Annotated in this window: 14 protein-coding genes and 1 pseudogene; 1 reads left to right on the forward strand and 14 read right to left on the reverse strand. The window is 46.8% G+C overall.

Features of this window, described 5'->3' with window-relative positions; translation table 11 throughout:
* Nucleotides 1-12: 12 nt before the first annotated feature.
* The 13 genes from tnpB to fcl form a co-directional block, all read right to left on the reverse strand.
* Nucleotides 13-369: an IS66 family insertion sequence element accessory protein TnpB gene (gene tnpB / locus DBV39_RS04020; protein ID WP_108620452.1), complete on the reverse strand. Its 357-nt coding sequence runs from the start codon at nucleotides 367-369 to the stop codon at nucleotides 13-15.
* Nucleotides 369-707, reverse strand: a complete 339-nt coding sequence (tnpA, locus tag DBV39_RS04025; RefSeq protein WP_108620453.1) for an IS66 family insertion sequence element accessory protein TnpA — start codon at nucleotides 705-707, stop codon at nucleotides 369-371. Before tnpA ends, tnpB begins: the two co-directional genes overlap by 1 nt.
* Before the next feature lie 505 nt (nucleotides 708-1,212).
* Nucleotides 1,213-2,394 carry a glycosyltransferase family 4 protein gene (locus tag DBV39_RS04035; protein ID WP_108620455.1) on the reverse strand — a complete coding sequence of 394 codons (1,182 nt, stop codon included), beginning with the start codon at nucleotides 2,392-2,394 and terminating at the stop codon, nucleotides 1,213-1,215.
* 172 nt (nucleotides 2,395-2,566) lie between these two features.
* Entirely contained in the window at nucleotides 2,567-3,703 is a 1,137-nt protein-coding gene (gene wecB / locus DBV39_RS04040; protein WP_108620456.1) for a non-hydrolyzing UDP-N-acetylglucosamine 2-epimerase, read from the reverse strand.
* A 3-nt stretch (nucleotides 3,704-3,706) separates the two neighbouring features.
* Nucleotides 3,707-5,155: a polysaccharide biosynthesis C-terminal domain-containing protein gene (locus DBV39_RS19835; protein ID WP_227870803.1), complete on the reverse strand. Its 1,449-nt coding sequence runs from the start codon at nucleotides 5,153-5,155 to the stop codon at nucleotides 3,707-3,709.
* Nucleotides 5,156-5,162: 7 nt separating this feature from the next.
* A complete protein-coding gene (locus DBV39_RS04055) occupies nucleotides 5,163-6,194 on the reverse strand; it encodes a polysaccharide biosynthesis protein (protein WP_108620457.1) in 1,032 nt (343 codons plus the stop codon).
* A 12-nt stretch (nucleotides 6,195-6,206) separates the two neighbouring features.
* A complete protein-coding gene (locus DBV39_RS04060; protein WP_108620458.1) occupies nucleotides 6,207-7,094 on the reverse strand; it encodes a glycosyltransferase family 2 protein in 888 nt (295 codons plus the stop codon).
* Between the two features lie 52 nt (nucleotides 7,095-7,146).
* Nucleotides 7,147-8,277, reverse strand: coding sequence for a glycosyltransferase (locus DBV39_RS04065; RefSeq protein ID WP_108620459.1), 1,131 nt, complete (start codon nucleotides 8,275-8,277; stop codon nucleotides 7,147-7,149).
* Nucleotides 8,278-8,330: 53 nt separating this feature from the next.
* On the reverse strand, nucleotides 8,331-9,485 hold the full coding sequence (locus DBV39_RS04070) for a glycosyltransferase (protein ID WP_108620460.1): 1,155 nt from the start codon (nucleotides 9,483-9,485) through the stop codon (nucleotides 8,331-8,333).
* 2 nt (nucleotides 9,486-9,487) lie between these two features.
* Nucleotides 9,488-10,888: a hypothetical protein gene (locus DBV39_RS04075; protein WP_108620461.1), complete on the reverse strand. Its 1,401-nt coding sequence runs from the start codon at nucleotides 10,886-10,888 to the stop codon at nucleotides 9,488-9,490.
* Between the two features lie 161 nt (nucleotides 10,889-11,049).
* Complete coding sequence (locus tag DBV39_RS04080) at nucleotides 11,050-11,907, reverse strand: glycosyltransferase family 2 protein (protein WP_108620462.1); 858 nt, start codon at nucleotides 11,905-11,907, stop codon at nucleotides 11,050-11,052.
* 18 nt (nucleotides 11,908-11,925) lie between these two features.
* Nucleotides 11,926-13,029 carry a GDP-mannose 4,6-dehydratase gene (gene gmd / locus DBV39_RS04085; RefSeq protein WP_108620463.1) on the reverse strand — a complete coding sequence of 368 codons (1,104 nt, stop codon included), beginning with the start codon at nucleotides 13,027-13,029 and terminating at the stop codon, nucleotides 11,926-11,928.
* 75 nt (nucleotides 13,030-13,104) lie between these two features.
* Nucleotides 13,105-14,082, reverse strand: coding sequence for a GDP-L-fucose synthase (fcl, locus tag DBV39_RS04090; RefSeq protein ID WP_108620464.1), 978 nt, complete (start codon nucleotides 14,080-14,082; stop codon nucleotides 13,105-13,107).
* Between the two features lie 274 nt (nucleotides 14,083-14,356).
* On the opposite strand from fcl, the pseudogene DBV39_RS19840 reads away from it, so the two are divergent.
* Nucleotides 14,357-14,527, forward strand: a pseudogene (locus tag DBV39_RS19840) (integrase core domain-containing protein); the annotation flags it as partial.
* 47 nt (nucleotides 14,528-14,574) lie between these two features.
* Here the strand turns inward: DBV39_RS19840 and DBV39_RS19405 are convergent.
* Nucleotides 14,575-15,735 carry a glycosyltransferase family protein gene (locus DBV39_RS19405; RefSeq protein WP_159078789.1) on the reverse strand — a complete coding sequence of 387 codons (1,161 nt, stop codon included), beginning with the start codon at nucleotides 15,733-15,735 and terminating at the stop codon, nucleotides 14,575-14,577.
* Between the last annotated feature and the right edge of the window lie 66 nt (nucleotides 15,736-15,801).

The following is a 15,801-nucleotide window of genomic DNA, read 5'->3' on the forward strand; positions in this document are numbered from 1 at the left end:
TGCCCCAAAAATCTATGTAACACATTGATAATTAAGCGCTTTATGTGGACCGTGCGCCCAGATATCAAACCCCTCCAGAAGCCACTGCAGGGCCTGTGGCGAGAGATTAACTGTTGACCCTGCCTCACCCTTGGGCCAAGCGAAACGATCGGTCTCAAGACGTTTATACCAAAGACAAAATCCGTTTCGATCCCAATACAAAATTTTTATCCGGTTACGGTGACGGTTAATGAACACAAACAACGCGGTGCCAAACGGACTCAACCCGAGCTCTTGCTCGACCAGAGCGCTCAAGCCCGCAATGGACTTGCGAAAGTCCACGGGGTGGCAACTCAGATAGACCTGATCAATCGCGTATCCAGGATGCATCACTGATCTCCCCGAGCGGTCAGACACAGACTACGGAGCCAATTGGCGGGTGGCAACGTCGCCAGCTCAATGCGCATATCGTCCAGGGTGATCGTGCAGGCGGTGCCGGGTCGTGAGGTAGCTAGCGGTGCTGGTCGCGACTGGACAGACTCCAGATTCACGCGCATGAAGCCTGACTGCTGCTTGCGCGAACGCTCAGCCTGTCGCCGGAAATGATTGCGCCACTTGTAAAGCTCGATCGCTTTGAGCTGGTTCTGCTCGGCATAGACTTTGGTGGTCAATCCTGAAGCGTCGATGGCATCCAGGTGCTTTCGCCAGAATTGTTCAGTCTCTGACATGTTGGAATCTCCAGTTGCAAGACAACGAGAGAATCGCATGCTCGGAAAATAACGAACAGCCCCGTCATAATGGAGCGCATACATCGATTCTTAAACATGGTGGGTGAGCAACGCATTGATCGAGTCACCAACTCGATCGTTATGTTCTTTAGCCGGGGGTCTGAACGTTCCACACCAGAAACTCGCTACGTCACCTGTCTTGTGTCGGGGCCATTGGACAATAAACAAGGACGTTTTCGTAGAATGCGGCGTTATAAGGATTTCATCAGTACTACTCTGACCTTAGGTGCATTCACGCCAGGACAGGGCGGCACCACAACCCGGTCGAACTTCTGCGGACATTCATTTCCGATTCCGAACAATTTCGATGAGGTGCTGACAAACCTGTATGGTGACTATCAGCAACTACCGCCACCAGACAAGCAGAGGCCGACTCACAAAATCGTACGGTTCAGCATGGAAGGGGATAGGGGATCTTCGAATGCCGCATCTCGGCCCATTCCTTTCACTTAATTGCTTGAGTGATTTTTTCAACTGCCAATTTGGCGGCGAACGAGTCGGCGAATACTCTTTCACAGTTTGAATGGATCGTCTGACTATTCGACACATTCTTGTCGAGTTCGATGGCTAGCGATACCAACTCCTGTATCGAGTTTGATTCGCAGACTACTCCGACAGAGTGACTTCTGATGATGCCGGCCAGGTCATTACCTCGATTAACGTTGGCGATTACCGGCAAACCACTTTGCATGTAAGTCAAAAACTTGCCAGGAATGTTGTGAGATTTGTGTCTGGAATCTAGTGCAACAATCCCGACATGACATTGTGCGTACAAGTCAGGAATCTCATCCGGATCGATCTCATCGTGGAACAGGACGTTGGACAGATGGGCTGACCTGCTTTTCAGCAATTCAACGGCACTCCCACGCCCGACAAACAAAAAACCAATATCTGTTCGATCTTGAAGCTTTTCCGCCAGATCAATGATGATGTCCATTCCCTGTGCAACACCCATGTTTCCGGCATAAACAAAGATCTTTCTGCCAGCAAGTGTTGTCTGGTCAATCCGGATTGAGCAACGTTTCGACGCGGCAGGACCTAACCAGTTTTGCAGGACTTCGAGTTTTCTCCCCGGTTTCTTGCTCCATTCATCGAAGTACGTTAGGTTTCCTCGGGTCTGAACGCCAATCACGTCAGCAATTGAGTATTGATACTGTGCAACTGCATTGAAGAAGTGATACGGAAGGCCTCGACTCATCAGACCCATATCAACAGCCCACTCCGGAAAAATATCCCGAATGATGAGGTAGGCTTTGCATCGGCTTTGACGTTTAAGCGCCTTGACTAAAGGTCCGTGAAAGATCGATGGCGAATACCAGATGACGCCGTCCCACCTGGTCGCGTATACAGGACTCTTTCGTAGGTTGCGCAGCATGGAGTACGGCATCATGAACTCGTTCAATGTTCGCTGAACGTAGTTGATGTCTTTAGTCCTGGGTGCCTTCAATCTTACGACCTGTACGCCCTCAAAGTCTTCTTCTACCCAAGGCTGTTTGATCGATGCTGACGGTAGAAGAACGGTCAGTTCGTGTCCTCGCCTGACAAACTCTCGCGACAGATCTCTCAACTGAACCGCACCTGATGTGCGAAGTGGAGGGAACGTGTCAGCAATCAGAACAAAACGCATACGAGGAGCAATCAGTGAACTGTGGGATTGAAAAGGAAACGAAGGCGAACAAACGTTGAAACCGGTAACGAAGGGATTCTGATTGCAAATAAGCCTTTTGCTCAGACACAACAGGCGCTATCGGAACCTCTACTCGAATGACCTCAAGCTGGAATCTAGCAGAAGACCCTAGTCAATACTTCTTCCAGACCACGCGATTGACATAGTCAGTGTAGCTGTGAATGATTCGAACGACTTTCTCACTGACATTCGGCATGCTGTAGTCGCTGACAAGCCTCAGGTCTCTCATTTCGTCACGTGCCTGACTTTCCAGAATACGCAATCCCTGCATAACTCTATCGGCCTCAAGCCCCATCATCATCACTGCTGCTTCTTCCATCCCTTCTGGTCGCTCATGTGCTTCCCGAATGTTCAGAGCAGGGAAGTTGAGAATCGATGATTCTTCATTGATGGTTCCACTGTCAGACAACACTGCTTTCGCGCTTTTCTGGAGTTTGACGTAGTCATGAAACCCCAGTGGCTTAAGAAGACGAATGTTTGGATGAAACGATGTGCTGGTCGCATCAACCCTTCTCTGTGTTCTTGGGTGAGTAGACACGATGACTGGAAGATTGTAAGTTTGCGCAACCGTATTCAAAACCGCCACCAACTTATGGAAGTTCTGGTCAGACTCGATGTTCTCTTCCCTGTGAGCGCTCACAATAAAGAACTGTCCTGATTCCAAGCCGAGGCGGGAAAGCACATCAGATGCCTCGATCTGTGGAAGATAGTGATGTAATACCTCGTACATCGGACTGCCTGTCTTGATCACCTGGTCTGGAGGCAATCCTTCTCTGAGAAGGTACTCCCTCGCAATCGTGCTATAAGTCAGGTTGATGTCGGCAGTGTGATCGACAATCCGCCTGTTGGTTTCTTCCGGAACACGTTGATCAAAACAGCGGTTACCAGCCTCCATGTGAAAGATAGGTATCTTGCGTCGCTTGGCCGGAATCACGGAAAGACAACTATTTGTATCACCTAAAACAAGCATTGCTTCAGGGCATTCATTCGCCAATACGCCGTCGACTGCGGTAATCAAATTACCAATAGTGTGTGCAGCACTAGTACTACCCACAGCACTATCCAGAAAGTAGTTTGGCTTTCTGACACCCAGATCATCAAAAAACACCTGGTTCAATTCGTAGTCATAGTTTTGACCGGTGTGCACAAGAACATGATCGCAGTACTGATCAAGTGCGGCCAGAACCCGAGACAAGCGAATGATTTCAGGGCGTGTACCCACGACCGACAGAACTTTAAGTTTCTTCATGATTCAAAGGTGACTGCTTATCGTGTCGGGACGTTCGCGATCAAAGTTCTCATTTGCCCACAGCATCACGACCATTTCGTCGTCACCGGTGTTGGTGATGTCGTGCACCCAGCCGGGAATGGTGTCCACGATAGTAGGCTTCTCACCAGATGTGCGCAGTTCAAATCGCTCATCTGTCAGCAAGTGACGAAACCGGAATAATGCCTGACCTTTAATCACCAGAAACTTCTCCGTCTTTGAGTGGTGGTAGTGTCCTCCCCTGGTCACCCCGGGGTGTGCTGTGAAGAAACTGAACTGCCCACTATCCTGGGTCTTCAGCATTTCGACAAACGTCCCTCGCGGGTCACTGTGCTGAACGACCTCGTAAGCAAAACGCTCTTTCGGTAAGTAACTGATGTAAGTTGAGTACAACGCTCGCACGAGCCCGGAGCCTACGCGCTCTGAGACCAGAGACGATCGACAGTTTTCGAAGGCTCTGATCTGATCAGCCAAGTCACCTAGAGTGATGCTGTATTCAGGAGAGACAGATCCTTGCACGAGCCAAGCGTTGCCAGACCCCCTTACTTGTTCCTGTTTCAAAAGGTCATTTTCAGAGCAGCTTGTGGTCGTTACCTCCTCTGAAGAAGCGTTCCCAACTGACCGTGGTGTGACGACCTCAGGATGCTGTGACTTGCCGACATGCTCAGCTCCAGTTGATGAACGGCTTGGCGACCGATTCAGACCTTCTCTATGACTTGTCTGAAAGAAATGTTCCTCAGGAATTGATCCAGATGAGTCCTGTACCGAAGCGTCACGCTGACCGGGAGCAGGGTGGCCTTCATCCGAGTCACCATACTTTCCGAGGTAAGCGATGATAGAGGTGACGACATCATCGACGTACACCAGACGCAATAAAGCATTCGGATCGTGTATCTGTACGGGTAGTCCTCTCGCTATGTTGTGACAGAACGTCGCCACCACCGAGTTGTAGTGTGGTTTGCACCATTTACCAAATACACCTGGTAGCCTGAAGATAACGACGGGTACCTGAAATGCTTCTGACAGTCTGGTGACTGCTTTCTCGGCGGCAAGCTTGCTTCTGCCGTATGGATTATCGCGTTCCGCTTGTGTGGAGGAGGTCAGTATGACAGTTGGCTTGGTCGAGCTCTTTGCAACCGCATCACAAATAGCCTCTGTCAGTCCTCGATTCACTAGGTCAAATGCACTATCATCCTTCGGTCTATTTTCACCTGCGAGATGGACAACAGCTCCGACTCTGTTAGCAAGAGCGGGTAAGGTCGCTACATCACTTTGGCGGACGAACTTGAGAACATCAAATCCCATCTCCTGCAGTCGCAGACAAAGATTCTTGCCAATGAATCCATCTGCGCCTGTGACCAGTATGGTCTTCTGGGAAGAGGGCGGCGGGTATTCACTTTCAGACGATATCCCGAAACTGGGAGGGGAAGTCATATGTATATTATTCCTCTGGCTCGACGTTCTCGCCACGAACAATGGCTTGCATGAATCTTAGCTTCAAAAGCAATTGTTTCATGCCTTCGACATCAAGGCGCGTGGTGTTATGTGAGTTGTAGTCGATCGCTTCAGAGATTTTGACTTCACCTTGTTCGACGTACTTGCCGTAGTTCAGATCGCGAAGGTCTGGTGGAACCCGGAAGTAGTCTCCCAAATCTTCGGCACATGCCATCTCTTCGCGGCTCAGGAGCACTTCGTATAGCTTCTCACCATGACGTGTGCCGATAACATTGATGGGGTGCTCAGGTACACCTAAAAGTCCCGTGAGCGCACGGGATAGGACCTCGATCGTCGCTGCTGGTGCTTTCTGGACAAAGATTTCACCCGGATTTCCGTGGGTGAATGCGAAGATGACCAGGTCGACTGCATCGTCTAGTGTCATCATGAATCGTGTCATGTTCGGATCAGTGATCGTCAGGGCTTGCTTGGCTCGAATCTGATTCGTGAAGAGCGGAATGACAGAACCACGCGATGCCATGACATTGCCGTAACGTGTTGCACAGATCACGGTGGATGACGAAGCACGGGACTTTGCTACGGCAACTTTCTCCATCATGGCCTTGCTGATCCCCATTGCATTGATGGGGTAGACAGCCTTGTCAGTACTCAGACAGACGACTCGCTTGACGCCGCAATTGATAGCTGCCTCTAGAACATTCTCCGTTCCTAGAACATTGGTTTTGACTGCCTCCATCGGGTGAAACTCGCAAGAGGGTACTTGCTTAAGCGCTGCTGCGTGGAATACGTAGTCAACACCACGCATGGCATTCACGACAGACTGGTAGTCACGCACGTCACCGATGTAGAACTTCAGCTTCGGACTGTCATACTTCTTGCGCATGTCGTCCTGCTTCTTTTCGTCGCGACTCAAGATGCGAATCTCTACGATATCCGAATCGAGAAAACGGCGAAGCACCGCGTTGCCGAAGGAACCGGTTCCACCAGATAGTAAAAGTGTTCTATTCTTGAAGGTCATCAAATATCCAGACTAGTCGAATTGCTGAGCGCGAGGGTCGGGTTGTCCGATCGCGGAAGGAATGTCAACGCCTGGGCCACCAAGCAGATCCATTTCATATTTCTTATATTCCCAGGTTCGATATACTTCTGTTCTTAAATGAGACCAGATCCAGCCAACTCGTCCTGCGCGCCATGTTCCAAGATAGAGATAATGATATAGAAAAAGTAGCTTGTATCTTCCTGGAACTTTCCAGAAATTGCGTTTGATCCACATTCTTCTTTCCAGAGCGCTTCCGAACAGTTTAGGCTCAACTGACAGCGACTTTTGTTCGTACTGGCTCTTTGCTTCGGCTGTTGTGTACTTGTTCTGCTTCCGAATCCAGTGATCCAGGTTCGGACTGTCACGATGTTCAATAATTCCACCAGCAATGGCTATTTTTCCTTGCACAAGTAGGTGCTCATTTACATCAACCCCTGAAAAGTTGCACGAGCCTGTTCTCCAAACCCTTGTCATTTCTAGAAAAACAGGGAGTGACTTTCCCATAAAATATAATTGCAATCTAAGCTTGATTGCATCAGGACTATCACTGGAGTCTGTTATGGTAGAGATTGATGCTTTCAGTTCGTCTGTAACAATTTCATCAGGATCTAACTTCATTATCCAAGCTGATGTAATCGGAAAAGTCCTCAGTGCAAAATTCCATTGATCACCAAACCCTCTAAAGCGTCTTTGATACACAGTGGCACCATATTCCAAGGCAATGTCAACAGTATCATCACTGCTGTAGCTATCGAGAACATAAATCTCGGATGCCCAACCAATGATCTGGTCGAGGCATCTCCTGAGATTATGTCCCTCATTTAAAGTGATTAGTACAACTGCAAGGCTAGAGCCTGTGGTGTTAGTGCTTTTTATCACGGAAAGTCCAGTTTCTTATCTTGCGTAAAGTACGCGATTCAATGTACGCGACTCAATCAAGTCTCACGCAATCAGGTGGGCTCCCACCTTCAAGCAACCAGCGATATCCATCTTCCATTGATTGCCCGATGCCATCCCATGAAAACTCTCGCTCCATCCAGTTTCGCCCACGCACACCCATCGCTTGAAGCTCATCTTCTGATTGTGACATTGCCGTTTCAAGGGTTTGTGTGAGAGATTCCACCGAATTGGGAATCCACCATCCGCAGCGTTCGCGATCTAGTCCAGACCAAGGTGCACCGTGACTCACAATGGCGGGGCATTCGTGAGCCAATGCTTCGGCAACAACCATGCCGAAATTCTCTGAGTGTGTTGGAAGCACAAAGAGATCCGCTTCGCGGTAAGCCGCATCTTTCTCTTTCCCATATAGCGGACCAACAAACTCGACTCTGGATAAGCTATAACTCGCCGCCCGTGAAACCAGTGAATCGACGTAGTCCGGATCGCCAGGGCCTACGATACGAAGTCGCCAATTCGTGAAATGCGATTCCAGTCTTGACCACGATTCCAATAAAGACTCTAACCCTTTAACTGGATGAATACGCGAAACAAACAGTAACGTCCGATCATTCGATCTGGAGGGTGCTCGACTGTGTGGTACGGGTAAGTCAATACCATTAGGAACGATCAGTACCGGTGCTTTGAGTCCGATTCTACGGATGTCGTCATATTCCTCTTCGCATGTTGCATGCAGTAAATCCGCCATCTCAAGCGTCCGCTTCTGAAATGGCCATATGACTCTCTTCTTATAACGACTATGGGAAAGCGCCCACTCCGAGAGCGTCCCCCGCGGAGATGTTACAAACTTCGCTTTTCTGCCGGGTACCACCCAACCGGCGGTGATGTTGACCATTGACCAGAGGCTATGATTGTGAACGATGTCTACGTGATTACTCCGGTGGCGTAACCAGTTCGTATGATCAGTTGAAATACCAAAAGTCTTGAGGATTGGCCAGGAAGAATGTAAGGATAGTTCAACCTCTGGAATCTGTTGGCCAGCAGCAAGACAGGATAAGGTTATCTTATGGTCTCTGAGCGCAAGCGCGCGACATAGGCGTGGTACCGAGTAGGAAGGGCCTGACGCCTCTGCTGCAATGTGCGGAACGACATGAATTAGCTGCATGAAATAGGGTTTTTTACGTCACAATCTCGTAAAAGAGAGCAATCTAACTCTCGTTAATAATCTTGGATAGGTAGAGAAGGTTGCATCTTCTCCCATGGAGAGGTTGGAACTGCTGAAGCATTTTCTGTACGATTCAAAATTTCCAACAGATAAACAGCCCCTGCGCTAGCACTGAAACATCTTGCCCAGTCCGCTAGATATCTACGTTTGGATGCGGTCTGTTTACCCATCTGAATCGTCTTATCAAGGAGCGTTGTAAGTTCCAGTACATCTCCAGACCTGAAGACACCGCCCACTTTGCTCGCTATGACAGCTTCTGCGGACCCGCATCTATCACTGCATATTGCTGGAGTACCGGCCATCAGTGCTTCTACAACGACTGCACCCCAACCATCATATCGACTAGGTAAGACTAGGCAGTCTGCTTCACCCATCATCTTGTGTACATCAGACATCGGGAGCCGTCCGACCCAGCGCAAACGACCTCCAAGTTTTTCTTCTGCCTGGGATCTAAATACAGTCTCAAGTGGTCCAGACCCTACGACAAGCAATTCAACGTTCTGAGTACTCACTGAAGCCATTGCGGTGATCAGTAAGTCAAGGCGTTTGCGTTCAATGAATTGCCCTACAAACAGTAACTTGAACGTGTTATCAGTCGCGACTGAATCGTGATCGTGGTTCTGGAAGGAACTGTCAGGTGCATCCAGAAAGTATGCAAATGGATATACCTTTTTCGCAGGCATGCCACGATCAATGACCCACTGCCTAGTTCGATAACCCGTTGCAAGTACTCCTTCGATCTGTGTCCCAAGTCGAGCAAACAGGTACCGATAGGTCAGACGTTTGAGAGTGCCCAACCAGCCCTCATCATCGACAGTTTCCATCACCACCCACTGCCGCCGACGAAGCTTGACCAGGTGTTGCTGAACCTGACTGATATGCTCGTTCCCACGAATCCCCTGGAAAATATGAATCGCGTCTGGAGGCGCACGTTCTGCAAGTGAGAACGCATCTGATAGCGTTGGTGCCAGACGCAATGTGGCCTCTCCCAGAGAAGGTGGCTGCCATCCTTGAGTGGCTCTTTGAGCAGACATATGCTGTTTAGCGACGTACACAACTTTCTTGCCATTATTGGCGAGTTCCCGAGCAAGTCCTGCCATGTGTGGACTGATAATCAGTTGCCAGAACCATATTTCATTATCAGCCATGATCAGTAACTTACCCTTTGAAACGACGTCACTTGTATCGTAGAAGTATCTGACCTAGGCTCAGTGACACGAGACTGTGTCGCTGCCCAGCCAATCAAAACAAGGGGCAATAGTCCCAATCCACCGGGGGAGAAAAAGGTACTTTCGCCCATATTCAAAAGTAAGACAGTCGTCGTCACCGCCAAAGGCGTTACGCCATTGCGTGCACCACGGCGCAATAAAGCCCAAAAGAGTAGAGCGACCAGAATGGCTAGCGGAACCCCAAGTTCCTCCAGAATGGCGACTGGAAGGACACCCTTCTCAATCGAAGCACTGACTGGTAACCCCAGGACGGGATCTCTTTCAACAAACATCTCCTGTGGGTTGGATGCGATCCCAAAGCCGATCCCGGTGAGTGGGTGTTGGGTGATGTTTACCCACATTTCATCAATCAGACCACCGCGCGATCGGTCGTAGGCTTCTAACAGACTTTGCACTTCACCTGCACGCCCTGACTTGGTGATGTAGTGTTCGACTGCATTGATGATGCGTGGAGCGAAGGCAACAGCAACAATAAAAGTCGCCGTCAAGACAGTCCAGATCCGCTTGCTGCGCAATCCTGGCATCAATACTCGCAAAGGTTTGCCGGCGAGAACAGGTGCACTGAGGACGGCAACTGAAACACCCAGCACCATCGCCAGACCTGCAGTCCGAGCCTCGGACAACAGCACAAGCAGCAGTGAGATGGCCACTAAAGCAATGGAGAACCACGAAGGTTTTCTCTGGGCGAATAACTGACTTCCTGCCCAGGTACCAAGCAAAGCCATTGTCGGACCAAGCGCCTGAGGATGGTTGAGTATTCCTTGGAAACCACTTCCATTTCGAAGGTAACCTAGTGGTAGAACCAACAATGGCAAGCTAACCACCATGATGACGATCAATCCACTAAATATCTGCCTGGAAAGATTGTCGCGTTCCTCCCACGATAATTGCTGCCATGCCGACACGAGCGTTGCAAAAACCAATGTCCAGGAGACGATCTTAAGGATGGATACATCAGGCATTGGACTGACAACAGTGGAATGAAATATAAGCAATATCCCCATGCCTAGAATAGCAGCAACCGGCGTACTCACATAAAACCGTCCAGAGAGCATCCCGCTTCTTGCCAGAACGGATAATGCAGCACCGAAAATTACTGCATAGCGACCAACCGATGCCAATGTTGCTGGCGCAGCAATACCAGGGCTTAGCATGGAGAAAAACCAGGACAGTGCCAAAGCAACGATGGCGTGAGGGCGGCCAAGTAGGGCGAAAGCAGCAAGCAAAAGATAGCTGAGATTTGCCGTCGGACCAGAGACCACTCGCATTGAGATCGCCAGCAAGAGAAAGATGGCTAAAAATGATTTTTTTTTATCGGTCATTGAAAATTTAAACTATGATTTCCCTATTTTTCAAGGTGTTCAAGATTATTGACTTTTCAGTTTGTAATGCCGGAAATTCGCTTTTGAATCAGCGAATCAGAATGGTCGGTCCAGGTGCAACGGTGAGTTGCCGGTCGAGTGGTTACTCTGGACTCAAGTATTTATTCTGATACAGATGGCAATCGCTTTAATCGCCTTAACAAGTTGGACATCCCTCCTCGCTTTGCATACCAGTAGCCTCTACGAAAACGAAAGTAAAATCGCTTTAGTTTTCCCGATAGGTGAAATTTATCTTCAAATCCGTAGGTTTTTGCTATGGCTCTATGTTCAGCAATTACTCTTGGTGACATTCCCGTAGTTTTCTGTTTCGGATGTCTCCTAAATGCGGCAAGTGATTTAGGGATTCTATGAAATTTTTCTTGACCATTTTTTACACCGAACTCAACTATCATTTGATAGTCCATGGTGTTATTTAGATTTTTATTAAAGCCTCCAAATTCTTTGTGAACATCACTTTTCCAGAACATGGCTTGCGAGTTCAAATGAAAACCTTCGTACTTAAAATGATTCAAATTAAAATCAAATGCATGATTGTAATCGATAATATCGTCATATTCATCAATGCTCAGCCAGTCCCCGAAAATAATTTTAAATTCACTACACTTAATAAACTCTTCAACTACTTGGTGAATTGCGCCCGGTAAATAAAGATCATCAGAGTTTAACCATCCATATATTTCGCCTTTAGCTCTTGAAAATCCTTTGTTTAGAGCGTCACTTTGCCCTTCGTCAGGCTCAGAAATAAAATACGATACGTGATCCATGTACTTATTTATCACATCAATTGTTCCATCGTTTGATCCTCCGTCGATTATAATCAATTCTATGTTTGAATAATTTTGATTTATAATCGACAATATGCTTCTTTCGATAAATTCAACTTGATTGAAAGACGGCATTACGATTGATACCAATGGTTTATTTATGAGAGAATTATTAATTTGATTTTCTATTTTCATTTTATCGTAAATAATAAATTACTCATGATAACTCATAGTCTTGAACCCGTGATGCTTCACCAGCTCATCACGCTCGGCCGCCTTGTAGTCTTCTCTCACCATCTCGGCCACAAGATCCTCAAAAGTAATCGATGGCGTCCAACCTAGCTTCTCCTTAGCCTTCGATGCATCACCTAGTAGCGTTTCAACTTCAGCAGGCCTGAAATAGCGCGGATCAACAGTCACAATACGCTTACGTCCTTCAGAAGCTGTCCAGTAGCCATTCTCCTCAAGACCGGAACCTTCCCATCGGATGTCCATGCTGAGCTCTTTTGCAGCTGCATTGACAAAGTCTCTGACACTGTACTGAACACCAGTCGCAATCACAAAATCCTCAGGCTGATCTTGCTGTAGCATCAGCCATTGCATTTCAACGTAATCCCGAGCATGGCCCCAATCACGTTTTGCATCCAGATTACCCAGGTATAAACAATCCTGCAAGCCAAGCTTGATACGCGCTAATGCACGTGTGATCTTTCTGGTTACGAACGTTTCACCTCGGTTGGGCGACTCGTGATTAAAGAGAATCCCGTTGCAGGCGTAGATACCATAAGACTCTCTGTAGTTCACAGTGATCCAGTATGCGTAGAGTTTGGCTACAGCATAGGGACTACGAGGGTAGAAGGGTGTGGTTTCTTTCTGGGGAGTCTCTTGAACCAGGCCGTAAAGTTCAGAAGTTGATGCCTGATAGAAGCGAGTTTTCTGTTCGAGGCCAAGAATGCGGATTGCTTCAAGAATGCGTAAGGGGCCAAGCGCATCAGAGTTGGCCGTGTACTCAGGCTCTTCAAAACTGACTGCGACGTGACTTTGAGCAGCCAGGTTGTAGATCTCGTCTGGCTGCGTCTCCTGAATGATACGGATCAGGCTGGAGCTATCCGTCAGGTCACCATGATGCAGAAAGAATCGCACATCCTTCTCGTGTCGATCTTTGTAAAGATGATCTATCCGATCAGTGTTGAACAGGCTGGTGCGTCGCTTGATACCGTGCACTACATAGCCTTTGTTGAGTAGAAATTCAGCCAAATAGGCCCCATCTTGCCCCGTTACTCCGGTAATCAGGGCAATCTTGGCGGGCTGGGTCATATCTCAGATCCTTGTTAAACGTATAGATTGATAGAAAAGCGTGAAGAGTCGCTTCCTATGATTGTTCGGAGTAAATCAATAAGTTTTTGTGGCGTGGTTACGCTTAAAGTCATCGTAGGCGATTGCTAGTCCATCCTCGAGGCTAATCATCGCTTGCCACCCCAAACGACTCAATCTGGAACTATCCATCAGCTTTCTCGGGGTGCCATCAGGCTTGGACGAGTCGAACACAATGTCACCCTTGTACCCAACAGTGCGGGACACGATCTTCGCAAGATCTCTGATACTAATGTCTTCACCGTATCCTACATTGATGTGACTAAGCATTGGCTGTGTGTGCCGCCTGTAAGTCTCGTTGTCCAGATTCATGACATGAATACATGCTGCGGCCATGTCATCAACATACAAGAACTCTCTCATTGGGGTTCCTGTACCCCAGATCGTAACGGATGACGCGTTTGCAACTTTTGCTTCATGGAATCGTCTGATCAACGCAGGAATGACATGAGAGTTCTCTGGATGGTAGTTGTCTCCAGGACCATACAAATTCGTAGGCATGACGCTACGATAGTCAATCCCATGACTCTCTCCATACTGCCTGTTGTAGCTCTCGCATAGCTTGATGCCGGCAATCTTCGCAACTGCATAAGGCTCGTTGGTCGACTCAAGGGGGCCTGTCAACAGCGCATCTTCTCCCATTGGCTGGGATGCAAACTTCGGATAGATGCAACTTGAACCCAAGAAGAGCAGCTTCTTAACGCCAGAACAAAAAGCCGCATCTATCACGTTTGCCTGAATCATCAGATTCTGATAAATGAAGGCAGCAGGGTAGGTGTTATTAGCATGAATCCCACCTACTTTCGCGGCAGCGAGATAGACTTGATCCGGCTTTTCTGACACAAAAAAATCTCGAACAGATGCCTGATCGCTTAAATCGAGCTCTTCATGTGTTCGAGTGACGATATTAAAACAATCTTCTTCTACCAAGTGCCGAAAAATAGCCGATCCAACCATACCGCGATGTCCGGATATGTATATTTTTGATTTTTTCATTCTAATTCAGTTTCACTGATATTTTTTATTTCATAATCTCTATGAAAAGGAATGAACGCCTCCCACCATGCGCGACCGCAAAAGCATCTGGTCGGAAAAGCTAATCTTTGACCAAATCGATACGCAGGCTGTGGTCGGGTTTCTGAATTGGTTTGAGACTATCCGCAACAACACCGCATCGACTCGCAATCAGTGCTTTTCGGTCATCCATGCGGTAATTCTGCACGTACGGATCTGTGCGGGGGCACCGGGTAACCGGTGTCCCTACCGCGACCAAAGATTCAATCGAACAGTTCGGTACGAATGGCTCAGCCAGTACTACTGATCTAATTTAGATGAGGTCAGAGACTTCGCCACCCAGTGGGCCTGATTTTACAATCATGAACCTCCAAACATGGCATTAGACGGATTGACACTGAAACAGCGGTTGACCATGGCCGCATAGCTCTACGTCAAAATCCCCTTAAAAAGGGGACGATTACCACTTCTTGACTATGTTTCAGTGTTTGTGATGTTTGATTTTGAAAATTTATTTTTTATTTTTTTTACTACTCTTCTAATTAGTGAAATAATTATTATTTTCAATAAATATTTTCTTTGCAAACTTATTCCGCAAAAATATTCTATAATACCAATTTTATTGTGTATTTTAAGATCGATTATATTTATTGTTTTTGTAAAATATAAAAATCCAGTTCCTGATTCGGTTGATTTTAAAATTGAATTTTCAATAGGTCTAAATGATAATGGAATTTTCTTGATAAATGATTTGGTTGATTTCGATGTAACTGCGTACTTGTATGATCTAAGTAGATCCAAAGGCTTTGTACCATACACGTCAATCGTTAATTCTTCATCATTAAGATTGAAAAATGAATATATAAATTTTGAAGCGGGCTCCATAAATGAATCGTAATAGACTGAGTTTATTGATTCGAGTTCTGGAAAATTAAATTTATCTAAAGATCTTTCTGAATATAAAAAATTTGTCTGCAAAAAAGAAGTCCCATTACTTATGTGTGTTCCGCCTATATCGCTAACGTTTGTAGAATAAGATTGATAAGGATATACAATAAATTTATCTCTTTTTGATAAATATCCGCTGTAATACTTCTTCCAAGAGCTTTCTGGCCAAGATTTAACGTTTTTAGGCAGATTTTTTATTTTCAATAATTCATTTTCGTCATTATTTTTATACCATATCTTGAAGTCATTCCACTGCATAAGAGTCCAAAGCTGCCCCCACGAAGATGCAACTTGCATGAAGTAACATGAAGTTCCGTTCTTTAATGGAATAAAAGGAAGTCCAGAATACTCATTAAATTCTTGCGCATATAGAGAAATTCCACCTATTCTGCTGTCATTTTGGTAAAACAGTGCCGCTTGTTTCGCGTAAATATAGAACTGAGGATCAACCAACAAATCCTCCTCTAAGACAATAACGGAACCAAATCTTTCTGTTTGATCCCCACACCATAAAATGTGCTGTCGTAAGCCTAAATTCACTTCTCGAGCAATAATTTCTACTGAGCCTTTCGCAAATTGTGAAGCAAATTTTTTTGCAACAACCAACGATTCTTTGCTATATCCACCGTCTAGTGAAATTATTAAATTAATAGAACTATCGAAAATTGCATTGTCAATGCTTTTCAATAAACGTCTGAGTGCCACATGTCTGCGATATGCTGGTATAATGATTGCAGGTTTCATTTTTTAGGC

Source organism: Orrella marina (assembly GCF_003058465.1).
Taxonomy (GTDB): domain Bacteria; phylum Pseudomonadota; class Gammaproteobacteria; order Burkholderiales; family Burkholderiaceae_B; genus Algicoccus; species Algicoccus marinus.